Raw genomic sequence first — 23701 nt, forward strand, 5'->3', positions numbered from 1 at the left:
TTTTTGATAACAATTTAGTTTTTAGAGAAATTCCAATAATACCGGTGTCTGCCGCATAGTGTAGGGGCGAAGCATTTGCCAGTTTGGGCATGAACGCATTTATGCCAATTTGCAGCAAATGTTTCGCCCTTACTTTTGATAAAGAGGAGATATATGGCGCAATTACCCGTATAAACTGTATGGGTTTGCGTTGTAAACCTGAAGCTGCAAAGGCACATTATTTAAAAACCGATACTACCATGAAGATACTTATCGCTAATTATTCAGAAGATGACTTGCGCTTTCTGGAACGTATGCTGGAAAAGCACGGCGGAGAAGTCACTTCTGCTACAAATGGATTGACGGCATTTGAGACGTTGCAAAATAACAGGTTTGATTTAATAATTTGTGATATTCTTATGCCACATATGGATGGTTTTCAATTCTGCCGGAAATGTAAAACAAATAAATATTTGAGAAATATCCCTTTTATCTTTTACACTACGGCATTTACCGGGAGAAGGGCCAGGGAATATGCCATGAGTTTAGGGGCGGATAGATTATTAGTGAAACCGATGCCTGCTGATATTTTTATTGATGCCGTGATGAGCACATTGAACGGGTATAAAAAATATCTTCCACACCCTATCAGTGCATTTTCCGGAAAAGATGAAACGGAATTTTGCCGGAATTATAACGAATATTTAATCAGGAAACTTGAAAGGCAGTTGTTAGATTCTGAGGGTGAAAACATCGGACTAGAGGAAAATGAGCTAAAATTTGCAAATTTAGCGTCCGTGATAAATGATGGAATTGTTGTATTAAATGAGAACGGGCATATTACGCATTGGAATCCTGCTGCCGAAAAAATATTTGGATATTCGGAAGAAGAAATGAAAGGGAAAAATATCCTCAACGTTATCGGCGGCGCAGAACACACAGAACCAGAGATGCGTTTTTTTAACAATATTAAAGCGGGGTGCATTATTAATGAAACAATTGAGATTACAGGCGTTAAAAAAAACAAGAGTGAATTCCCTCTGGAGGCTTCATTTTCAACACTACAAATAGGGAGACAAATACATATCATTGCTATTTTTCGCGATATTAGTGAACGGAGAAAAAAAGACGATGAGAAAAGAAAAAAACAGGCCATCCTGCAATTAATTAACGAAGTGTTTGATACTGCGCATGATTTGTTGACCGTTGACAGTACTATGAGATTATATCTTAAAAAAATGTGCAGATATTTAGGATGGCCCGTCGGTCATATTTGTAAGGTAATATATACGGTAAATGGTGCAATAAGGCTGGAATCTACAAGGCTATGGTATTTTGAAAACACCAAAGAGTTCAGTCTGTTGAGAAAGATAGGTGAGAATACTATTTTAAAACCAGGAGAAGATTTGCCGGGGAAGGTCTTTAGCAGCAGGAAAATGGAATGGATTCCGGATGTTACCAAAGATAGTAATTGTATCAGAGCGCAACACGCCATTGTAAAAAGTGCTGCTATTGGAGTACGGGGAGCATTTGCGTTTCCCATAAAAGAAGGTGATAAGATACTGTATATATTTGAGTTTTTCTCACGAAAAGAAGAAAAACCACAGGCAATATTCTTTGAAGTAGTGGATAATCTTGCCCTACAGCTCGGGCGTTTGATTGAGCGGAAAAGAGCGGACGAAAGGATTCGCAAATTGTCACAGGTAGTAGAACAAAGTCCGGCATCAATTCTTATTACCGACAAGGAGGGGATTATTGAATACGTTAACCCAAAGCTTGCCGAACTAACAGGATATACCGGGGATGAAATTATTGGGCGAACCCCGCGGATGTTAAAATCGGGGAAAACATCAAATGAAACATACAGGAATTTATGGAATACCATTATTTCGGGTAAGGAATGGCAAGGCGAGCTGTTGAATAAAAAGAAGACGGGAGAATTGTACTGGGAACACGTGCATATTTCCCCCATAAGAAATCACAAGGGTCATGTGACCAATTATCTTGCGATTAAAGAAGATATTACAGAACATAAGAAATTCGAGACCCAACTTTTGAACATGGCAACCCGGGATCCCCTGACAAATCTCTTTAATCGCAGGCGTTTTCAGGAGGAATTGCAGTATTGGATTGCCCAGACCTTACGGTATGGGGCAACCGGGGCGCTCCTGTTTCTCGATCTTGATAATTTTAAATACGTAAACGATACCCTCGGACACCAGGCTGGAGACGAACTTCTTATTCGCCTGGCAGAAATGCTTCGTTCCCGTTTACGTGATACCGATATTTTTGCCAGATTTGGCGGAGATGAATTCGCCATACTATTGCCTTATACTGACAGGGAGAAAGCCGGATTAATTGCAAACGAAATTCTTGAATTGACCAGAGAACATACCTTTGAGCATTCTAAAGTGACGTTTAGCATTGGCATTGTGATATTCCCCGAACATGGACGTGATGCTGAAACATTGCTTGTTAATGCTGATTTAGCAATGTATCGTGCAAAAGAGAGCGGGCGTAACCGGTTTTGCGTGTTTTCCCAGGAACAAAAAACACATATTGAAGCCCAAATAAACTGGGAAAAGAGGATCAGGAATGCATTGGACAATGACCGTTTTGTATTACATTTACAACCCGTGATTGATCTGTCAAATAAAAATATTATCGGATATGAGGCATTACTACGCATGCTTGGCGAGAAAGATGAATTGATATTCCCCGCAGAATTTCTTAGTATTGCAGAACGTTTTGGACTTATCCGTGATATCGACCGCTGGGTCGTTTGTAGCGCTATCCGTCTTGCTGCGGAGCAGCAATTTTCTGACAGAGGTATATTCCTTGATATTAATCTTTCCGGCAAGGCATTTGCCGATACCGAATTGTTAGGGATCATAAAGCATCAGTTTAATACCAGTGGCACTAAGCCGGGAAGTATTGTTTTTGAGATGACCGAAACAGCTATGATGGAAAATATGATTGCAGCGCAGGACTTTCTTGCAGCGCTTAAGCATATGGATTGTCGCTTTTCTCTTGATGATTTTGGCAGTGGATTTTCTTCTTTCAATTATCTCAGGCATTTAACGGTTGATTATTTAAAGATTGACGGCAGCTTTATTAATGACTTGCCAAACAATCCGGTAGATCAGCACATGGTAAAGGCAATAGTTGAGTTGGCGCATGGTTTAAAAAAAAGAACTGTTGCGGAATTTGCAGACTCCGGGGATACACTGCAATTGCTGCGTAAATTAGGGGTAAATTACGCACAGGGAAATTACATCGGTAAACCACGGTCAGTTAGTGAAGTATTTAATTAGCGCCACAGTCTACAGTCTACAATTTGCCGATTGCTGACTGTAGATTGCCGACTGCCGATATTGGCCTCCGTGTAAAAAATATCAAAAACAACCTGGCGCTTATGGGATTCCGGACATTTGCCTGTTTTCTCAAAAGATTAAAATCATTACAACAACTTCTCTGCAATCTGAATTGCGTTGAGGGCGGCGCCCTTGCGAATATTATCACTTACAATCCACATATCGATGCCATTGTCAATGGATATGTCTTCGCGAATACGCCCCACAAAGACTTCATCCCTTCCTGCCGTTTCTGAGGCTAATGGATAGAGCTGATTGGCAGGGTCGTCGATTACCTTAACCCCAGGCGCCGTGGAAAGGAGTCTTTTCACCTCCGCTGCCGTTATTTTTTTCACCGTTTCTATATTTACCGACTCGCTATGGCCGCGAATAACCGGCACCCGCACCGTTGTCGCAGTTACCCGAATCGAATGGTCTCCCATGATCTTCTGGGTCTCATTCACCATCTTCATTTCTTCCGAAGTATAGCCATTGGGTAAAAATGCTTTGCTCTGGGGAATTTGAGGAAGCACGTTAAATGCTATTTGATGAGGAAATAATTTTCGCTGAAAACCCTCTTTGCCTTCTAAAATACTCATTGCCTCCTTTTTAAGCTCATCAATCGCCTTCAGGCCCGCGCCTGATACCGCCTGATAGGTAGAGACCACCACTCTTTTGATTTTTACGGCGTCATGGATAGGTTTTAACGCAACCACCATTTGAATTGTTGAACAATTGGGATTCGCAATTATACCATGATGTTTCGGAATATCGTATGGGTTTACTTCCGGCACTACCAGAGGGACGTCATCATCCATTCGAAACGCGCTGGAATTATCCACACAGACAGCGCCGCTTTCAATGGCATAAGGCGCATATTCCTTGCTGATATCCGCGCCGGCGCTGAAAAGGGCAATCTTAATGCCTTTAAATGAATTTTTTGTTAATTCCTGCACGATGTAATCTTTTCCGCAAAACAGTATTTTTTTTCCCGCCGAGCGCCCTGACGCCAACAATCTCAGTTCATTCAACGGAAATTTCCTGCTTTCCAGAATGCTTAAAAATTCCTTGCCAACTGCGCCTGTAGCCCCGACTATTGCAATGTTAACAGACATTTTTGCTTCTAACTCCTTTCCCGGTTCCTGCAAACGGCCATTTCCCGTTTGATAAAATGTAAAACACGCGCCCTATTTTATTCTTATAAGAATGTCATCGCAAATACCTTTTTCCCGTCTCACCTGTTCTATTTGCGATAAATACCTTTGTGCGTCCGTATAATATCCTGCCGTTGGCTTCAGGCCCGGCAGCAATTGAAGCCAATACCGATTTTCTAAAACCATAAACAATTCCCTGATGTATTTGCTGAATATCGAAGCAAGGGCAGCCGCAAGGCTTACGGTTTCCCCTTTTTCCGCAAAAGATATTTTTATACTCCGTTTTTTCCCGCTTATTACATATGAAGAAACTTCACTGCTTTCTCCCAAAATCTTTATCTCTTTTCCCGGAAAATATTTTTGCAGTAAATGTGAATACGTATTTCGTCCGCCCTGTTTATCGATGAGCAATTCTACATTGCCATTGCTTTCTTTCAGCAACTTTGCCACATGTTTGATACTATTATTGAATAAAACAGTAGATTTGTTCCCGCATGACCGCACTTGTTCATTGAACTCGCGAACGGCAACAACACAGCTTGCCGCATGAGAAAATCTGATACCGTGTTTTGCAAGGCTGTGCTGCAGCAAATCAATATAATTTACAAAAACAGCCTCGCTTGTGGCGAAAGGCAATGCATAATCTTTTTGAGTGTACCAGGGATAACCATCTATTACTTCCCTGTCGAAACATGATAAGGAATTCAATAACTGATAAAAAGAGGCAATTTTAACACCCTTTACTCCCAAAAATGACAGAACCGCATCTTCCAACGGTTTAACGCCGTTTCGTGTGCTGTACAGTTTTTTGCTGTCACATACCGCCAGCCGTTGTTTTCTGCCATGAAGTCCATCAGAAATAGCATCTTTTAACAAATCCCATAATGAACAATTAGCTTTGTCGTCAGGTACGTCAAGTGCCACAACACTGATTACCAAGGGGCCAAGCACTGGTCCGTATCCCGCTTCATCAATACCGGCAATTATTGTCATTTAAAAAACCCTCAATTTTTGCAGTATTATATAGCTTCACAAACGAAAGTCAAAAAGGAAACAAATACTCTAGTTGTTTTCAATGTAACTTCTGAATAAGTTGAGGTTTTTATGATATTCTACCTTAGCTCTTTTTTTAGTTTTTCAATGGCTGTTCGCATAGCTTTGCCGGCCAATTCAATCTCATCTTCGTAAGCGGCGCTTTCATTTACATCAATAGTCCAAAGAATGTTACCATTCTTTGTATCAATGCACTCGGCCACAAAAGAAACCGTACCCCGCTCATAGATTAAGGAGCTTGATAGTTTAAATTCTAAAATTTTTCCGATGACCACCGAGTCCACGCCCAGCAGTTTTCCCAAACGATCATAATCTCTGCGCTCTACAAGTTCTTTTTCATTGGCCTTCGATTTGTTGATAATTTTGGCAATGTCTGTACGGGAGCGAACCTCGTATATGCCCAACCCTGAAAGTTCCCGTGACATTATAGAGGCAAGCATCTCACCTGCATTTGCAGTGCTGATCGTTTTTACCAATGTGCCTGTTACTCCCTTTTTTGGCAGTAATTGGTCGTTAAAATGCATAACGGCAATGGTTTTTATACTGCGGGAAGCATCATTGCTATCGACAATAATATTTGTTTTAGAAATTGTTTTGCAGCCAAAACACAGAAGACAAATGATAAAGGCAATAATTACGGTCGATTTGTTCACAAAACCTCCTCATATGAATCGATTTGATTAAAAAATAAAAAGGACTTTTGCCGATAATAAAATATACAATGTTTACAATGAACACGGCAATACCTATTTAGATGGACGGAAGTCACGATACATTTGCCGGATCACGTTACAAACCCGCCGGGATTTTCGGGCAATAAACCCGGCCAACTAAAGCATCTCCTAAGAGTTGATGGATGTTACATCTCATTCTTGTTATGGTTTAGAGGAAGGGGCGGAACCATTCCCTTTATTATATTGACAACCTCCGGTTTATTTATAGAATTAATTTTCGTCGGCGGTACAATAGTATTTTGGGAAATGAGTATAATTTATAGAGAAAATAGGAGAGTGATATATAATGAAGCAAAAAAATAATGTATTAATGTATATTGTTTTTGGTATTACTTTTTTGATTGGCATTATATTTTTTGTCGTTCCACCGATGGTGAAAAAACCTAGTTTTACCAAAGAAATTCCTGATAGCACATTGGGGTTTACAAAACGGGATGATTTTCACATGGAAAAGTATTCTCCTCGCCATGACCTTACTTTGCAGGACCTGAAAAAAGGATTTGACAAAAGGATATACTTTGGCATATCGGGTATAATCATATTGCTGGGCGTTTCTCTGTATTCCACGTATCTTATTAAAAAGAAAAACAAAAAACAGTGATTATACTGTAAGGGTTCATAAATAGAGATTTCTAAATTAGATTTAAACTTTTGTTGATATAAATAGTTATAACATTTCTAAAATCACATTTTGTGAACCCCTTGAATATGTCATACTTTTCCATGGTTTTCCTGTTACGGTCAATGGTTAACAGGAGAACATAATAAATTTCAAGTAGGGTTCATTTACATAAATGCCATCAACAGGAAAATCAAGTCCCTGCGATGAAACATTAATGACTTTAAATAACTTCTTAGTATGGGACTTAATTTTTGGCAACGACTGAAATAGCCTCGATAGAGTCATTTTGGCAATATTTGTTGAAAATACAAGGATTCCGTTTTCTCTAAGAATGTTGAGTCCCAAACCAACCAATTCAGGAAAATCTTTTTCCACAGTAAATGTCCTCGACTTGCTTGTAGAGAAGCTGGGCGGGTCTAGAATTATCACATCAAATTCTTTCCCCCTTTTTTGGAATATTTTAAAATATTCCCACACGTCTCCGGCAATAAAATCATGATTATTGACATCAATTTGATTCAATACGTAATTATTTTTGCTCCACGCTATTGCCTTTCCGGATAGATCGATATTTGTTGTTTTTGCTGCACCTCCTGCGCATGCGTAAACGGAAAATGACGATGTATAACAAAAACAGTTCAAAATCTCTTTGCCGCGAGCAAAAGATTGCACCTTTTTCCTGTTATCCCGCTGGTCTAAATATAGCCCGGTTCCGCCTCCATCATTAAAAGAAGTGCAAAACTGTATTCCATTTTCAATGACAACATAATTATCTGGGATTTCTTTCCCCGATATTAAGCGGGTGACAACGTCTCTTCCCTTTAATCTTTCCTTTTCTATTATACATTCGGGAGATATTAGTTTTTGTACCGCTTCATAAATTTCCTTTTTTGTGCGGTCTTCGTGTGTTTTAAAATATTGCACAAGGACAGTGTTGTCATAGATATCAATCGTTGCCTCCGGCAGATTGTCGCCATAAGAATTTAGTAAACGATACACATTGGTATGAGCGTTATCTATGTAACCTTTTCTGAAAGACAATGCCTTTTCTATTGTTTTATATATGTATGTTATTGTCATTTTTTAAAAAGAAATATTGAAAAAATAAAAATGCTTACTTCCAAACTCCGGCTTGGGGTGCATTCCCGATTTTTTGTAATTATCTGCACAATGTAACACAAGCATCCTGGCTCGAAAATAAGACTATAAAAAATAGTTTAAGTACAAATACTACAACACGATATGGCTATAAACCCATTTTTCTCGTTTCTGGGTGTTGCTAATACAACATGATGACTGAGACTTATTTTGTCATTACAAGGGTATCAGCTTGTCATTACGAGGCATCAGCTTGTCATTGCGAGGGTCTTTTTCCGAAGCAATCTCATAAACCGTCATAGACCCCTGCATTCATTCCATTAATTAATTCTGTTTTTTTAGCCCTTGAGCCACCCTTAATTTGTTTCTCCCGCGATATGGCGTTTCTTACGTCACGAAATATCTCGTAGTATATTGATTGCTTCAGAAAAGACCCTCGCAATGACGAGCTGAAAAAGACCCTCGCGATTACAAGCTGATACCTTTTGGATGGCCATTATACATTTGAATCGGTACAGAAACAGAAATGCCAGATGTTTCCAACTCGGAAGTAAGACTACAAAAAATAGTTTAGGCACAGATACTACCACACGATATGGCTATAAACCCATTTTCATCGTTTCTGGGTGTTGCGAATGAAACATGATGACTGCTTGTGATATTTAATACACAAGCTGCCTGTCTATACGGGTGGCACAGGCATTTTGCCTGTGCAGAATACAGGCAGGAATGCCCGTACCACCCTTGCAATAAATTTTATTATTCATCTTCCGAAAACCTTGTTTTTTGACTATATTTACAAAAAATCGGGAATGCACCCCCGGCTTGGGAACGTAATTGCATTGGAAGTTTTCGCTTCCATTTAGCAAGTAAGCGAAGCTTCGTGTAGGGAGCATTTTCCTTGTAAATAGCATCTCCTCAATAAAGGGAATATTTGAAGTCATGATGTCCGCTTTCTGCTCCGTTGTAAAAAAGAATTATTCTTTTGTACGTGGTATTGATCTAACACTGTTATTCAGCAGGTGCGGTTTTTTGCTATCCGCTGCAAGAGCATGGTTAGGAGCCGGAATCTGCCGATACAACTGTCCCAATTTCAGCTAGCCCGTCTTTCATTCATTGTTGCGCATACCACAAATCATATGCTTGCTGCATGCGCAACCAAAGCCCATGGCTGTTGCCGGCAAACTTTCCGATACTAAGCGTCATCTCCGTTGTAATGGGATGAGTGCAGGATAGGACACGGTGCAACTGTTGTCTGGAAATACCTGATTTTCGTGCGGCTTCGCTTATAGAAATTCCAAGCGCTGAAAGCACATCTTCACACAGAATTTCACCGGGATGAATCGGTGGGCGATTTAAAGGACGTTTAGTGTAATATTCTATCATGATTTATCTCAATGATATTGTTCAAAATCGACCCGTATTGATCAGAGGATAAAGTCCGTCGAGAGAAATCGTGATTTCCGCTCCGTGACAATGGTCTTTAGGATTTGCCTGTTTGCTTCGGTCTCTTTCGCTGCTACAAGCGTCCGAATGGTAAAGACCCTCAGCGCATCCGAAACGGATAGCGTTCCTTCTGCGGAATCCTTCCTGCCTGTGAAGGGAAATGTGTCAGGGCCACGCTGACACTGACTGTTTATGTTTACCCGGCATACTTGATTCACCATAGTGTCTATGATTTCGCCAATAAGATTCGTATTGCTCCCGAATAGGCTGACTTGCTGACCGTAGTCTGATTGAATTACGTAGTTCATTGGCTCTTCGATGTTGCTGAACGTAGCAATCGGTACAACCGGGCCGAACTGCTCCTCGGAAAACAATCTCATGCCAGGGCCTACGGGGAATACAACGGCTGGAACAATGAAGGTCTGCCTTACGACGCCGCCATCCTTATTGACTACTCGTGCTCCTTTGCTGCAAGCGTCCTCTATCAGTTCCGTGAGGTAGGTCGTTTTGTTGGGTTCAGGCAGCGGCGTGATCTGAACGCCTTCATCCCACGGCATTCCACTCTTGAGCCTATCAACAGCGTCGCTGAACTTCGTTATGAACGCATCGGCAATCTCTTTATGAACGAAGAGCATCTTGAGGGCTGTGCAACGTTGACCATTGAAGGAGAGAGATCCCAATACACATTCTTTCACAGCGAGGTCCAGGTCAGCGTCCTTCAAGACAATTCCGGCGTTCTTGGCCTCAAGACCGAGCACGCAGCGCAGGCGATGCGGTTTTGGATGTTGCTGTTTGAGAATATCGGCAACCCGGCTGCTCCCAATGAAGGCGAGCACATCGACTTTGCCGGATTTCATAATGGGGCCAATAACTCTCTGCCCTTTACCATAGACGGTATTAACCACGCCTTTGGGGAAGGAATCCCGGAATGCCTCAAGAAGTGGGTGATGGAGTAAGACGCCTAGTTTCGGCGGTTTGAAAATAACCACATTGCCCATGATGAGGGCAGGTATCAGGGTTGTGAATGTTTCATTGAGCGGGTAGTTGAAAGGCCCCATGCAAAGCACCACGCCAAGTGGCACACGGCGGATCTGGCCGATCACTCCCTGCTCAATAACAAACCGCGATGAAACACGATCCAGGTCTTTCAGCGCATCAATGGTGTCCGTTATGTAGTCAACCGTCCTATCGAATTCCTTCTGCGCATCAGGAAGTGTCTTTCCAATCTCCCACATCAGAAGTTTGACAACATCAGCTCTTCGCTCCTTCATCCGTCCGGTAAACCCCTTCACATGCGTGATCCGTTCCGCAATCGACATGGTTGGCCATGTACCCCGCCCGTGATCATACGCCTGGCAGGCGGCCTCAAGGGTCTCGATTGCTTGTTGCTCCGTGAGCAAAGGATAGCTGCCGATACGTCTCTGCTGAATGGTACCGTTGTGCATATCGCAGATCGGGGACAGCACATCTTGCCGTGGTCCTGTCCAGTTCTTGATTGTACCATTGCAGAGGTATTCTCGCTGATCCATTGGTTTTGAAATGCGATACTGCTCCGGCAGAGCGTGATCCGCGCGAAGCACTGGGGTGAACGCCATATCTTTCATGTCAATTCTCCTTCTCTATACCCCAAACGGGTTAAAAATTAACTTTTATTTTTGGCATAATTCCGGCTGTAAAGCTTTGTGGATGTGAAATTTAAGTCTTTTGTAAAAAGTTAAAATCTCAACCGTTTAGAGTATATATGACTAACGTTTTGGGTAAGTTGTGCCGTCTTTTGGCGTCAACTTGCCCCAGTTGTTAGTAGCCATGCATTTGCTCTTAAACATCGAACATATACCATCTACAAAAATACGCTACCGTTACATTCGAACTGTCATCGCGACTATAGGTTGTTTTGCGATGAATCCCCATCATTCCGAGTCAGTTTTTGATACACACCAAGACCGACCACCACCGAAACCGCAGCGATTAACAAAAATGTTGGATAAATCAAACTACTAATTTCTTTTTTCCCGGCATCAAAAATGAACACCAGGGCTTCCAGACTTACAGCGATGGCAATGATGGCGAGAAACTTTAATAAGCTCTCTCTCTGTTTTGTGGGCGATTTCGCGCCACCACTGTTAAAGACCTCTTCCTCCGCCAAAAACTTGGAAACATCAAAGACTGCCATTCCAATCACAATCAAACCAATTGCATCAAGAAGAGCTTTCTCAAGAAGGGTTTTTTCGTGTACTGAGACCCAAATGCCCCATAAGGCAACCACCATCATTGCGAAACTTATAAGCCCTAGGCTTAAACTAATTAGGCCATAAACAACTCGCCCCATTCGGTCGGATATATCTTTTATTCCACTCATATTAACCCCGATGTACAGATTGATTTATTGCCAATACTTGCTGCTGATGTCTCGTATAAGCAACCACCGCCTGTACGTAATGCTTGCAAGAAAGGCTTGAAGCGGCAGCCTCAATAAATATTAAATCGCATATAGTATTGGTGGTTAGCTTAATGCGCTTGTTAGACCTTTTTATTAATCATACACTCGTACTCATCGTGAGTACCTATCCAAACCCAAATATAATCTTTACCATTTTCAACAGAAAGTGTCCTATGATTCATTCCGACTCTGGCTGACCAAAGCTCTCCAACTTTTTTAAAATGAAGAGATGGATGCGAATGGTTCTTTTTGAGAAGCTCAAAATTCTTCTTAGCTCTCTTTTGAACAAGTGGTGGAAGATTCTCAAAATATTTTCAGGATCGATTTGTTGTCCGATGCATTTATAGTTCTTTAAGCTTTCCCTTCGATTTTTCTTCAAAGGCTTCCTTGATCAGGGGATCCAGCGTTCCTGCTTCTGAATCCGCTAAAATCTGATTATCCCATTTTTCCCAGTCTTTTTCCAAAAACCACTGCCTCAATTGGACATACTCATTTTCTGGAAGGGTTTCTATCGCTTCTTTGATTTTGCTTACAGTTGACATACTGTTCTTCCCTCAAATTCAAGGTTATTGTTTTTATTAGTATAGCACGTCACATGAATAATAGAAGTATTGTTTTTTGGGGTAATGTTCATATTAACCGACTAGCAAAAGCAGAGAGAAGCGATGTTTTTGCTCGTCAGGGTTGAACACGTTGTTAGGCCGGTGTCGCAAGCTTAAGCCCGACGATACCGGCAATAATCAGAGCAATGCTGATGAGCCGGGCAGTATTCGTAGATTCTCCAAACAGTACGATGCCTAGCGCAACGGTTCCGACGGTTCCAACTCCTACCAAAATGGCGTAAGCGGTGCCAATCGGAAGCGACTTCAAGGCAATGCCCAGTAACCAAAGACTGATAATCATCGCCAAGACTGTCCAGACCGTAGGCCACAATCGGGTGAACCCCTCGGTGTACTTCAACCCGATCGCCCAGCCAGTCTCAAACAGTCCCGCAATAACAAGAATGATCCACGCCATATATTTGCCTTCACAAATGCTGAGGTCGTCCCCTATGTATATTGGAGCGGTGAGGTCGTCCTCACTTCCTTTCAACGGAATCGGATAGGTCACGGGCATTGCTGCCCGATACCCTCCTAAGAACTGTACGTGATAGTTTCCCACCATACAGCTCAAGTATTTCAATAAGCTGCCCTTGTAGGACAACCAGACTGTTTTACCTCGATTTTGAGGTCACTCTTTTAACAGCCAGGAGCTTGGCGTGGAAAGAGTGGGTAAGGAGCCATTGCAAAGCTTTCACCTTGCCTGGTCTTCCTTCCTTTACAGCCTTTGCGATACGCATTTGCAGTCTTCTGACGTGACGCCTTGCAGCATCCCAATTTATGGTATGCCACGTTATTGCATCATCGGGAAGAGCACCAGGATTGATTCCCGTCATTTGCGTTCCTGCCTCCGAATATTCTTTCAATTTTCCCGCAATGAAACACCTGTTGGAAGTAGGCATTCCTTTCAGAATCGAAAAGTTTGATTCCCGACCTTTTAGAGTCAAGTCATGTTTCATACCCTATTCACGCCATTATAGAATGACATTTGCTTTTTCCAACTTCTCAGTACTGCCCTTTCATCAGTCTGCCTTGCGGTTGACCTGCCATGGTGTTGCATATGGCGAAATGACAGTATTCCCCCGTTCTGCATAATTGACCATTGGATAACTTAGGTGATACCTGAACACCGGCAGTTCTACGATTTCGTGCAGGTACGTTAGCGACCTGTATCCTTACTGCACACACAAGCACTGGGAAGTGTGTCCTTGACCTGTTAATTCCGGTAGGTCTGTAGCTCGTTTGCGATGCGTCAACGGTATTTCGATTAATCTCACCCTATTATCCAAACCCCAGCCCTTAACCGGACGGAATTTCCGGATGGGTTTTCACCTCACGGTTTCTACCCGTTTCGGTACATTGTCGGGAGGGCTTCACACCCCATCATCAGCGCAATGGTAGCATGCCTCCCTAGGGTACAGATGGAAATACATCCGGTATAATCAATATGATAACTCCTTGTTATACAATCAATTATGCAACATCGGGTCACAAACAACGATAGAAATCAGCCGCCGTGCTTTTTGCGGTCGGCTGGATTGATTTGTTAGGCAATATTTTAAATAAACGTTATTTTTATTTTATCTTTTACTTTATTAAAATCCTTATCCATTGTGATTATTTCCAATCCATATTCTTCAGCAATTTTAAACTGGTAGACATCATCAAAATCTAAACCTGTATTCAATTTTGCATCAGCCAAATTCTTATAAAATTCTTTTGATAAAGTAATAATTTCAACTTTTGGCACTACATCAACGGAAAACTTTTGAAAAATAATTTCCTTACCATTTTTAAATAAAATAACTCCGATGGAATGTAATGAAAAATCTGAAAGATATTGATTGCCAATATTTGAATCTAATATTTTCTTACAAATATCCACTCTTTCTTGAGATAGCAATACCTCTAAAAATATATTTGTATCAATAAGGTACATTATCTCCACTCCATTGCTTTATGCTGCAATTCAACTGATGTATATTTTTCTTTTAAATCTGATAATCCACCTTCCCAATCAAATGTTAATTTCCCCTTTTTTTCTTCCTTATAATGTTTCATAATTAAAAAATCAATGTAGTCTAATACTTCTCTTTTTAATTCTTCTGATAATTCATCTAATTTAGTTTGAATCAATTGAGTATCCATCTTATCTCCTCCAACTTTCGAAAAGTATCATATCTTTTATTTTTTGTACCGGGTAGATTGGAAGGCTTACGCCTTCCTCGCCCCCTAAGAACCGTACAAGATAATTTCCCATCATACGGCTCAAGCCTCTGTAAGGTCTTATTTTACTAAGACCCGTCAGTTAATTGTTAGTTTACTGGACGTATGTTGCTGTAAGTTTTCCTCATGGTAAAATAGTCAGAATATTTAGGATTAAATGGGTTGGTTTCTACCTTTATCTTTATATATCTGACAAGTTTTATGTATGAGGGTTTAATCAATTCAAGAAGTTTACTTTTACCACTTCTCTCTTTAATAGTACAGCAAAAGCCCCATTTCCGCTCCGGATGGTTAAAATATCTCTTTTCTATCCACCTGCAGCTTTTATTGGAATGCCTTCTCTTTATCCAACGCCATAGTGAGTCGGAGATACCTTTGGAGGCAAGTGAAAATGTTCTGGCTGATTGTACATATCTATGATAGTATCACGGCGCTGTCAAAGTTTTCCATAAGCGCATAATATACAAAGATATGTAAAAAAACGTGGACATTCCCCCTAAAATATTTTATATTATAGGGCATGAACCAGCATACAACACCAATCGATAACACACACAACGAACTACTTCATTCAATTACCGTTCGTCCTGTTTCACAAAACGACCAGGCAAATTGGGACACACTGATGCGCCAGCATCATTACCTTGGATTTCGTTCTCTCGTAGGAGAATCAATTCGCTACGTAGCGGAATCACAGGGACAATGGCTTGCCTTGATCGGCTGGGCTGCCGCAGCATTAAAATGTACCGTTCGCGATAAGTGGATTGGATGGCCGCCATTTTTAAAATCGCAACGACTGAAACTCATAGCAAACAACTCACGTTTCCTGATCCTTCCTCAGATACACGTACCAAACCTTGCCTCCCGTATTCTTTCTCTTAACCTTAAGCGCTTATCACAAGACTGGACTAAGGTCTATGGGCATCCAATCTGGCTTGTGGAGACCTTTGTCGATCCTCGTTTTTTTAAAGGCGTCTGCTATAAGGCCGCAGGATGGATTTTTTTAGGACATTCAACCGGTTTTGCCAGATCATCACAAGGCTATCTTCTGCACAATAAGCCAAAGATGGTCTTTGTTCGCTCATTGAAAGCACAAGTCCAAAAACAACTTAACAACCTTAATCTTACCATACAATTAAGAAAGGAGACAAAGCCTATGAAATTATCTTTAAAAGATGCGGAATTTCTTGACGAATTATTGCAGCAAATCCCTGAACATCGCATGCCCAGAGGCGTTCGCCACAGGAAACGTTCTATCCTGGCAATTTCTATCTGTGCTATCATCTGCAATGCCTGGAGCTTTGCCGCCATTGCAGAGTGGGCAAAGCGTTGTCCGCAAAATATGCTCAAACGTCTCTCCTGCCGTTACAATGCAAAAACGAAACGATACGAACCACCGAGTGAACCTACCATCAGGCGTTTCTTACAGCAGGTGGATGCAGAAGCAGTTGATAAAGTCCTCTCGCGTTGGTTTCAATCTGTAGGTGATAAAAGCCTGCCCATTGCGGTTGACGGGAAAACCCTTTGCGGTGCAAGACAGCCTGACGGCAAACAGGTACATTTGCTTGCCGCTTTTCTTCATAAACAGGGTATAGTTCTCGCACAAACTCAGGTAGACCGCAAAACAAACGAAATACCGATGGTTCCGGTATTGTTTGATGATTTAGACATAAAAGACCGTGTCGTTACTTTCGATGCCTTACATGCGCAAAAGGAAACCGCCCGTTATCTGGTAGAAGACAAAAAGGCAGAATATATATTCACGGTGAAAGATAATCAAAAAACCATAAAACAAGCCATCAAGGAACTGAATCTCAGTTCTTTTCCCCCCTCAGCACGAAACAATTGAAAAAGGCCATGGCCGCATTGAAATCCGCAGGATTTGGACCAGCACCGAATTAAACGAATATCTTGATTTCCCCTACGTTAAGCAGGTATTTTGCATTCATAGAATATTTACAAAAGTCAAGACCGGCAAAAAGACCGAGGAAATTGTTTACGGTATTACCAGCCTGACACAACAAAAAGCAAGTCCCAAAACCATTCTTAAGTTTTCCCGCGGACACTGGTCAATAGAAAATGGACTTCATTATGTGCGTGATACCTCCTTCCGTGAAGACCATTCTCAAATACGCACACAAAATGCCCCAAGGGCAATGGCTTCTTTGAAGAACCTTGTGGTTGGGCTGTTTCATTTTCTCAATGTACCAAATATTGCAAAGACGCTCAGAAATTTTGCGGCAAGACCTTTTCTTGCACTTCAAATGCTTCGCTTGTAATGTAGAGAACAAAAAAAAGCCTTTATTTTTTTACTATCTCTTTCGTTACCACAGGGATACTCCCGTTACATTTTGCTTGTTTTGCTCATTTCTGCAGATTTATATGGGAATTCTATCGTTTTTTACTTTCTTCTCCACTTATTGACGGGAGCTTTTGGCACAAATTCTTGATCCGCGTCTTTCGTAGGGTGACTTTGACGTTGCCGTGATGATAGTATGCCCAACTTTTTATTATAGGGTTAAGCTGGTTTATCATGTCACATGTTTTCTGCCCATAGCATTTTCTGATTATATTACGCACCTTATCAAGAAAACTTTTCGTGCCTTCTTTCGAGGGTGTTATAATCAGCTTGTTGCGGAATTTTTGCAGGTGTTGACCTAAAAAGTCAAATCCCTGTTCTATCCTTACAATTCTGGTCTTCTCCTCTGACAGTTTTAAGCCTCTCGTTTTGAGAAAGCTTTTTATGGCTGGGATAATATTGTTCTCCAGAAGTTCTCTGCTATCGGCAGTAACGATAAAATCATCAGCATATCTGATGAAATTCACTTTCCTTCTGCCGGGACATGACTTCTTTACGACTTCTTCAAGTCCGTCAAGTGTCATGTTTGCCAGTGTGGGAGATAATATTCCACCTTGAGGAGTTCCTGATTTTGTAGGAAATAGTTTCATGTCTTGAAAGTAACCACTTCTGAGCCATTGTTGTAGCATCCTTTTATCAATAAGAATGTTATCTAATAACCAGTTATGGTCGATTTCGTCAAAACAGGCTTTAATGTCCGCATCAAGTATCCACTTTGGCGAGTACGACTTTGCGAGTGAGCAGAAACATTGTGCTATCGCATCTCTACAGGCTCGATAGTATCGAAATCCATAAGAGTTTATATCGCCGTTGTTTCTGCTATCGGCTCTAAGGTCAACAGGTATAGTGCCTGCATTGCCCTGTCTTTGATTGTCGGTATCCCAAGTGGTCTTTTCTTGCCGTTCTTTTTTGGAATTAACACCCTTCTTAATGGAAGGGCTTTATACCCTTTCCGGATAAGTGTTAATGCCCCTTTCATCTTCTGTGCAGGAGTATTCCAGATTTTTCCATCTACTCCAGGGGTCTTTGCTCCTTTATTTTCGGTAACCCTTCTCACTGCTAACAATTTTGCAGAATAGGAATGGCTTAGAATCCATTGAAGCGCCTTAACCTTATTGGCGCACTGCCTTTGCAATACGCATTTGAAGTCTTTTAACTTCGGCTTTTACTTTCTGCCAGTTGATGGCTTTCCAGTGTTGGCCTGAGATCGAAGTAGCACCAGTAAGTTTTACAACCTCTGTCATTTGCTTTCTCCGTAAAAAAAGTTCTCCAAATTATCTTGCAATCAGACACCTCCTGGAAGTCTGCACTCTTTCGAGTCGGATTATGTTTCAACCCATATCCATTTCATTACAAAATGGCATTCGCTTTTTCCAGATTCGTTTACCTGCATCCCCTTCCGTGTGCCTTGCGGTTTCACATAGCCTTTGCAGGCGAAGATACAGGCTTACCACGTTCCCCTTTAGTTACAATATGGATAACTTAGATTCATCCCGTACGCCGATGGAGCTTAAATTCACGTATGGTGACGTTAGAGCACCATAACCTGTCCACTTACCGTTTGGTTTAAGCCTGTCAGTCTGTTTGGCTTATTTCTCGTGACGACGCTGCAGATGTTTATTTACCTTAATCTTATTATCCAATCTTAGCCCTCACCCGAATCAGACTATCGGGAGGGTGTCTATCTCACGATTTCCACCCCGACTGTTTTAAAGTCTTCGGTACATTGTCGAAAGGGCTTCATACCTGTATGGATACACCATACACGCATGCCTTCCTTCCTAAAATACCAGTGGTGAAACACTGGGTTTAGTCAGCAATAATCTCACTGCTAAACAGTAACTAAAGCGACCTCGTGTCGCCAATAACGACAAAGCTAAGGGACGCGGCGGTTTTATGCCACGTCTCTCTTGAGCGCCTTGTTAGGTGTTGCATTTGTCATCTTTACGATCACCAATTTTGAGGTGCTACTTCTTTCCCAAGACGAATCTCACTGCACTCATTTAAAGCAAATTCAAAATATGCTTTGGGTCTGCCCGCAAGCAGATTTCTAACTTCCGCCGTTAAATCAGCTTCGTAGTGAATGCTTTTGTCTTCATTGTAGACCAACATTTTTAGAACAGCCTCAGTGGTATGAAGAGAGCTTTGCACTTTGACGATAGATTTTATCATTCTTGTTTTTCCTCCTTTGCTCTTGTTATTATCTTTTCAAGAAAATCGATTCGCTTTTTGTAGTCATGACAATGGATTCCCTTGTCCCATTTTGATTCATTACGAGCTTGGCCGAACTGGGCCACCATTCCACACGAACTTCTGACTTTACAAGTATCCAATGATGTCCTTCATTTTTGATATCGACCTGAAAGCTATTTGCCCGTGCCCATTGTAAAAGATCATTTTTCCAATTTAGATTTGTTTTCAGCCGTCTATAATGTCTGTGTTTAGGGTACTCATTCTTACGATAGGGAACAAGGTCACTTCTCCCCAATAACGATGAGTCCCCGAATCGATTTCTTTTTGTCATTTTTTTTCACCTAACGGTAAGATCAGCCGCCGCGCTTTTTGCGGTCGGCTGTATAAAATTGTTCGGCTTAATTCTTTTTAAGCATATCAGAAGTCTGCCTTAATCCAATTATTATATCTTCTTTAGATTTTCCTGTAAGTTTTTGAATCTCAGCAATCATATCCAGATCAAACAAGTCTATATCATATACAATTGCTGTTGATTTACAGATGCCACACACTGCGCTATCGATAAGAAATCGACCTTCATGTGTTTTAAGGGATATGAAATCTATGGGATATTGTTGTCTGAATTGCACTCGAATAGACTCTTGAGTCTTGTCTTCAGAGTATTTACTTTTTGCCACCCCGTTGACCTCAAATATTCTTCTTGAGAATCTTTTTTTCCTCTCCACAAAATTTGCATTTTATAGGTTTCAATTTAGAAAATTTCTTATCAGTAAGCAGTTTGTTTACTTCATATAATGTTAGTTCTTTTTATTTTAGTAGGTTTACTCATACTACGTGTCCTTTCTGTTTTTCTATCCGAACGACTGAGTTCAGCGGCGCACGGCTTTTTGTGCGTCCGCTGGAACGATTTGTTATGCGTTTTATTTGCCACTACACATCTACCTCAATAAGAATAAGCTATCCGACGGTGTCCAGCTTCTTGCTACGGCATCCGCCTTTTCGAGCCAACGACGGATTCTTTGCTGTGGCGGCACCGATTCTCCCCAATACTCCACAAATAAAGCATCCTCCATTCGGAGAGCAGCTTCTACCATCTCTGCTTCAATAGTTTTTAGAGCGCGTTTGATGTAGAGGCCGCCAGCGTCATCGTTTTCCGGGTTGGCTACACTCCCGGCAGAGAACAGGTCTCGCGCTTGATGGCAAATGACTCCGTGATAAGTCAGCAAATACAAAACAACATCGTCGTATTTGTTTCTAGTCCGGCCAGATTCGCAAATACTTGGACACAGCAAAGCGGCCTCGGCGCGAAGCCTAATCTTTTCTGGAGTCGTCAGGCTGGTATAAAGTCGCGCTTGGATGGGCAGCGTGTGATCTGCGTCCGGTGTGTCTTCCAGCCACCATAGTCGCTCCCCCTTTTGTAGTCGTGATCGAGCGTAAGCACGGATATGGCGCATCTTGTCTTCCATGTGAAGCGCACGGAAAGAGTCGTAGCTAATCCCCATCAATTCAAATAACGAACGGCTCGCGAAAAGCTCAACCTCGAAGCGCGGAACGTGTGATGTGCGCACATGAATAACACTTTGTTCATAGTCGCCCCATCGAACTTCAGGGATGCCGCCCATTTTGCCAAATACCAAGTAAACCTTTTCCACCGACTCGATACGATTAGTTTCGAGAACGCTGTTGGCTACGCTGCGCCAAGTGTCATTCAGACTGAATTTAACCTCAACACCAAAACGACCGGCGGCAATGTCTGGGAACGCCTGCGGATGCGGTGTGAAGTTTATGGTGATCGACGTATCGGACTGTATGGCTTCTTGCAGCACTTCGCGAACTCTGTTCTCAAACTGCCCTGCCGACTGAAAAATTGCGCTGTTTGCCTCGCCTGTTAATTTCGCGCAAACACCATCCAGAACCTTCTCGAATTCCTCTTGCTTCATGCGGCACCACCCGACAGAACAGCCTGTATTGCTTTGGCGATATGCCACGCCATGACGGGTGGAACGGCATTCCCAACTTGCCGCTCTGTTTCGCGTAGCTTTGCCTCAAACCGGAAATTGTCAGGGAATGACTGAAATCGCGCGGCCTCCCGCATGGAGATTCGTCTTGGTAGCGCATAGTGGAACTGAATGTTTCCGTGGCACTCGGCGCGAATGGTATAGCCAGGTCTTTCCGCCTTTAGCTTGCGGTTGCCTTGCTCCGCGCTTTTGTTGGCCAAACTCCAGATATGATTAAAGCTGACATCCTCGGTCAATGCTTCAAGATCGCCAATGGCCTCTCTTGCGGTAACGTGCTTGTCGCACACAGGTTCCGGCGGGGTAAACCTTGAAACATCCGGGCGAGTGCCAACAATAAATACGCGTTCCCGGGTTTGTGGCACACCGTAGTCTTCGGCGTGATAGAGGCGGTAGCCCACTTCGTAGCCTAATGCGCGGAAATCTGACAAAACCCGCTGTAACGAATCCGCATTGTGTCGCATGAGAAGACCCTTGACATTCTCAGCCACAAATATCTTTGGTTGAATTCTTGACACAGCTTCAACCATAGCGCGATACAGGCCGCTTCGCTTGCCATCTACCCCTGCACCTTTTCCGTTCACGGAAATGTCTTGACACGGAAATCCGCCGATTACAACGTCTGCGTTTTTTGGCATTTCAGAAATTGCTTGCCAGATGTCGCCTTCTACAATGTGTTGGCCGAGCCATTATAGAATGACATTTGCTTTTTCCAACTTCTCAGTACTGCCCTTTCATCAGCCTGCCTTGCAGTTGACCTGCCATGGTGTTGTATATGGCGAAATGACAGTATTCCCCCGTTCTGCATAATTGACCATTGGATAACTTAGGTGATACCTGAATACCGGCAGTTCTACGATTTCGTGCAGGTACGTTAGCGACTTGTTTCCTTACTGCACACACACAAGCACTGGGAAGTGTGTCCTTGACCTGTTAATTCCGGTAGGTCTGTAACTCGTTTGCGGTGCGTCAACGGTATTTCGATTAATCTCACCCTATTATCCAAACCCAAGCCCTTAACCGGCGCGGCTTTATGCGTCCGGTTGAAGATTTTGTTATCTCTCATTCGCTAAATTACGCCACCAATTAATCAAGGTCTCACGTGTGATGTAGTGAAAACAATGTAGATTTACTGGCATATCCTCAGGCAACCACGTACCGCCGCGTGAATGTGATGCGAGGCCAGTTAGTGGGACCTCAGATGGCTTTGACTTACGATCGAAATAGAAAGGTGGATCGTACATTGGAGCTGGGAACGGTAAACCACCGTGCAGTGAGCGAGATCGGTAATTGTAAACTTTGCTGAGAGTATGCTTGAGGTTGGTCTTCGACCATTTCACGCGCAGCCATTCTTGATCCGGCCGATCAGTTGGCTCGTTCGGTCCGAAATTTAGGGTGAAGTCCAGAAATTTCTTTGTGGCACCCAAAGAAGGCGCAATCAGTTTGGCAATCTTCTCGACCAATTGATGGCCGCCCGCTTCATCAAGAATGGTTGCCACGTCTGGCTTCGCATCTTTCAGGCGTTCGGCTGGAGATCTATCCGACAGATAGATGTCGTTTGCCGCAGTTTCAAGAGCAGATACGAACAGCAACCAAGCAAGATGAGGCTCCGATTCAGCAGCCCAAAGAGCATCCTGATATGCAATGCAGGACCGGATGAGATTGACATACCTCTCCGGTGATATCTTGGGAATTGACTTCAGCATGTTAAGATTATCGAGTGAATGGGTGCCAGTGATGGAAGGAAGAACATAGCGCCCAGGTCGTACACGAAGGAATGGCGCTGGTTTGTAATCCCATGCGCAGGGCCGTCCCATTGGATCCTTGCCGGGTTCAAATCGCCGCGATTCGCCGCCCGCCATAATTCGAGCACCGATGCACAGTGATGATAGTGCCGCAAGTTCATCAACCATCGTCCCACCGTGATAAAACGTCTCGTCCTTTTTTGACATGTCCGGTCGATATTCAGGAAGATGATCAACCAAACGTAGAATGATTGGTGCAGTTACGATTCCCGGCGTATCAGGTATTGGCACTGTATTGAGAAAGCTATAGGGGCCTAAGCCCGACGTGAATTCACCAGTGATGTGAGCGTCCGAATGGAACTGATACTCGTAAACCCCGTTGGCGGGCTCGTCGTTGAGGGCGTTTAGCCAATTGAGCTGAGAAAGAAGCGCACGCAAGCGAGCAGCGTCTTGAGTGTCTCCTGTTTGAGCGTTGGCATTCATGTCGTAACTCCAAATATTGGATAACCATTGATTATCACAATCAATTGCCCTGATAACTAGGGAAAAGTACTATTATCAGGTAAAATTATTGTGTTGTATTTTAAAAATTACCTTATAATTTTATTTCGTACACAGTATAGAATAGGAGAAAAGGATGTCAATCAAAAAAGGGGGTTGCCAAATAAAGTAAAAGATATAATGA

General features: G+C 42.4%; 23 protein-coding genes. 3 read left to right on the forward strand and 20 right to left on the reverse strand.

Annotated elements, in window-relative coordinates:
- Positions 1-101 precede the first annotated feature (101 nt).
- The gene (locus tag M5U24_RS07785) at positions 102-3293 is read left to right on the forward strand and encodes an EAL domain-containing protein (protein ID WP_169703825.1); all 3192 of its coding nucleotides are present in this window, start codon (positions 102-104) and stop codon (positions 3291-3293) included.
- A 146-nt stretch (positions 3294-3439) separates the two neighbouring features.
- Here the strand turns inward: M5U24_RS07785 and M5U24_RS07790 are convergent, their stop codons facing one another.
- The 3 genes from M5U24_RS07790 to M5U24_RS07800 all read right to left on the reverse strand — a co-directional run bounded on the left by M5U24_RS07790 (position 3440) and on the right by M5U24_RS07800 (position 6192).
- Positions 3440-4447 (reverse strand): aspartate-semialdehyde dehydrogenase, encoded by a 1008-nt coding sequence (locus M5U24_RS07790; RefSeq protein ID WP_099326959.1) that lies wholly within the window; start codon positions 4445-4447, stop codon positions 3440-3442.
- A 72-nt stretch (positions 4448-4519) separates the two neighbouring features.
- Positions 4520-5479: a hypothetical protein gene (locus M5U24_RS07795; RefSeq protein ID WP_157820351.1), complete on the reverse strand. Its 960-nt coding sequence runs from the start codon at positions 5477-5479 to the stop codon at positions 4520-4522.
- A 119-nt stretch (positions 5480-5598) separates the two neighbouring features.
- Entirely contained in the window at positions 5599-6192 is a 594-nt protein-coding gene (locus M5U24_RS07800; RefSeq protein WP_099324038.1) for a CsgG/HfaB family protein, read from the reverse strand.
- Positions 6193-6559: 367 nt separating this feature from the next.
- Between M5U24_RS07800 and M5U24_RS07805 the strand changes: the two genes are divergently transcribed.
- Positions 6560-6874: a hypothetical protein gene (locus M5U24_RS07805; RefSeq protein WP_099324036.1), complete on the forward strand. Its 315-nt coding sequence runs from the start codon at positions 6560-6562 to the stop codon at positions 6872-6874.
- Between the two features lie 147 nt (positions 6875-7021).
- On the opposite strand, the gene M5U24_RS07810 is transcribed toward M5U24_RS07805, so the two are convergent.
- The 9 genes from M5U24_RS07810 to M5U24_RS07850 form a co-directional block, all read right to left on the reverse strand.
- Positions 7022-7975, reverse strand: a complete 954-nt coding sequence (locus M5U24_RS07810) for a class I SAM-dependent rRNA methyltransferase (RefSeq protein WP_164994843.1) — start codon at positions 7973-7975, stop codon at positions 7022-7024.
- A gap of 1131 nt (positions 7976-9106) precedes the next feature.
- The gene (locus M5U24_RS07815) at positions 9107-9379 is read right to left on the reverse strand and encodes a HigA family addiction module antitoxin (RefSeq protein ID WP_099324033.1); all 273 of its coding nucleotides are present in this window, start codon (positions 9377-9379) and stop codon (positions 9107-9109) included.
- 41 nt (positions 9380-9420) lie between these two features.
- Positions 9421-11043: an NADP-dependent glyceraldehyde-3-phosphate dehydrogenase gene (locus M5U24_RS07820; protein ID WP_099324032.1), complete on the reverse strand. Its 1623-nt coding sequence runs from the start codon at positions 11041-11043 to the stop codon at positions 9421-9423.
- A gap of 278 nt (positions 11044-11321) precedes the next feature.
- Positions 11322-11798, reverse strand: coding sequence for a general glycosylation pathway protein (locus tag M5U24_RS07825; protein WP_169703826.1), 477 nt, complete (start codon positions 11796-11798; stop codon positions 11322-11324).
- Between the two features lie 422 nt (positions 11799-12220).
- On the reverse strand, positions 12221-12421 hold the full coding sequence (locus M5U24_RS07830) for a hypothetical protein (protein ID WP_099324031.1): 201 nt from the start codon (positions 12419-12421) through the stop codon (positions 12221-12223).
- A 154-nt stretch (positions 12422-12575) separates the two neighbouring features.
- Positions 12576-12995, reverse strand: a complete 420-nt coding sequence (gene sugE, locus M5U24_RS07835; RefSeq protein ID WP_298202067.1) for a quaternary ammonium compound efflux SMR transporter SugE — start codon at positions 12993-12995, stop codon at positions 12576-12578.
- A 97-nt stretch (positions 12996-13092) separates the two neighbouring features.
- Positions 13093-13437, reverse strand: coding sequence for a reverse transcriptase N-terminal domain-containing protein (locus M5U24_RS07840; RefSeq protein WP_230405768.1), 345 nt, complete (start codon positions 13435-13437; stop codon positions 13093-13095).
- A gap of 599 nt (positions 13438-14036) precedes the next feature.
- Positions 14037-14417: a PIN domain-containing protein gene (locus M5U24_RS07845; protein ID WP_164994844.1), complete on the reverse strand. Its 381-nt coding sequence runs from the start codon at positions 14415-14417 to the stop codon at positions 14037-14039.
- Positions 14417-14626 carry a DUF2281 domain-containing protein gene (locus tag M5U24_RS07850; RefSeq protein WP_164994845.1) on the reverse strand — a complete coding sequence of 70 codons (210 nt, stop codon included), beginning with the start codon at positions 14624-14626 and terminating at the stop codon, positions 14417-14419. Before M5U24_RS07850 ends, M5U24_RS07845 begins: the two co-directional genes overlap by 1 nt.
- A 598-nt stretch (positions 14627-15224) precedes the next feature.
- Between M5U24_RS07850 and M5U24_RS07855 the strand changes: the two genes are divergently transcribed.
- Positions 15225-16553, forward strand: coding sequence for an ISAs1 family transposase (locus M5U24_RS07855; protein ID WP_298202070.1), 1329 nt, complete (start codon positions 15225-15227; stop codon positions 16551-16553).
- Between the two features lie 542 nt (positions 16554-17095).
- Here the strand turns inward: M5U24_RS07855 and M5U24_RS07860 are convergent.
- From M5U24_RS07860 to M5U24_RS07895, 8 genes are all read right to left on the reverse strand, one after another.
- Positions 17096-17908, reverse strand: a complete 813-nt coding sequence (locus M5U24_RS07860; RefSeq protein ID WP_315850913.1) for a reverse transcriptase domain-containing protein — start codon at positions 17906-17908, stop codon at positions 17096-17098.
- Positions 17863-18198 (reverse strand): reverse transcriptase N-terminal domain-containing protein, encoded by a 336-nt coding sequence (locus M5U24_RS07865; RefSeq protein WP_205713389.1) that lies wholly within the window; start codon positions 18196-18198, stop codon positions 17863-17865. The genes M5U24_RS07860 and M5U24_RS07865 overlap by 46 nt, the downstream gene beginning before the upstream one ends.
- Positions 18176-18307 (reverse strand): reverse transcriptase N-terminal domain-containing protein, encoded by a 132-nt coding sequence (locus M5U24_RS07870; protein ID WP_205713391.1) that lies wholly within the window; start codon positions 18305-18307, stop codon positions 18176-18178. The genes M5U24_RS07865 and M5U24_RS07870 overlap by 23 nt, the downstream gene beginning before the upstream one ends.
- A gap of 706 nt (positions 18308-19013) precedes the next feature.
- A complete protein-coding gene (locus M5U24_RS07875) occupies positions 19014-19235 on the reverse strand; it encodes a hypothetical protein (protein WP_164994847.1) in 222 nt (73 codons plus the stop codon).
- 419 nt (positions 19236-19654) lie between these two features.
- Positions 19655-19885 carry a hypothetical protein gene (locus tag M5U24_RS07880; protein ID WP_298202073.1) on the reverse strand — a complete coding sequence of 77 codons (231 nt, stop codon included), beginning with the start codon at positions 19883-19885 and terminating at the stop codon, positions 19655-19657.
- Positions 19886-20194: 309 nt separating this feature from the next.
- Entirely contained in the window at positions 20195-21196 is a 1002-nt protein-coding gene (locus tag M5U24_RS07885; RefSeq protein ID WP_164994849.1) for a restriction endonuclease, read from the reverse strand.
- A complete protein-coding gene (gene dcm / locus M5U24_RS07890) occupies positions 21193-21945 on the reverse strand; it encodes a DNA (cytosine-5-)-methyltransferase (protein ID WP_298202140.1) in 753 nt (250 codons plus the stop codon). The genes M5U24_RS07885 and dcm overlap by 4 nt, the downstream gene beginning before the upstream one ends.
- Before the next feature lie 381 nt (positions 21946-22326).
- Entirely contained in the window at positions 22327-23499 is a 1173-nt protein-coding gene (locus tag M5U24_RS07895) for a hypothetical protein (protein ID WP_099324030.1), read from the reverse strand.
- Positions 23500-23701: the final 202 nt, after the last annotated feature.

The organism is Candidatus Kuenenia sp. (assembly GCF_027493735.1).
Classification (GTDB): domain Bacteria; phylum Planctomycetota; class Brocadiia; order Brocadiales; family Brocadiaceae; genus Kuenenia; species Kuenenia stuttgartiensis_A.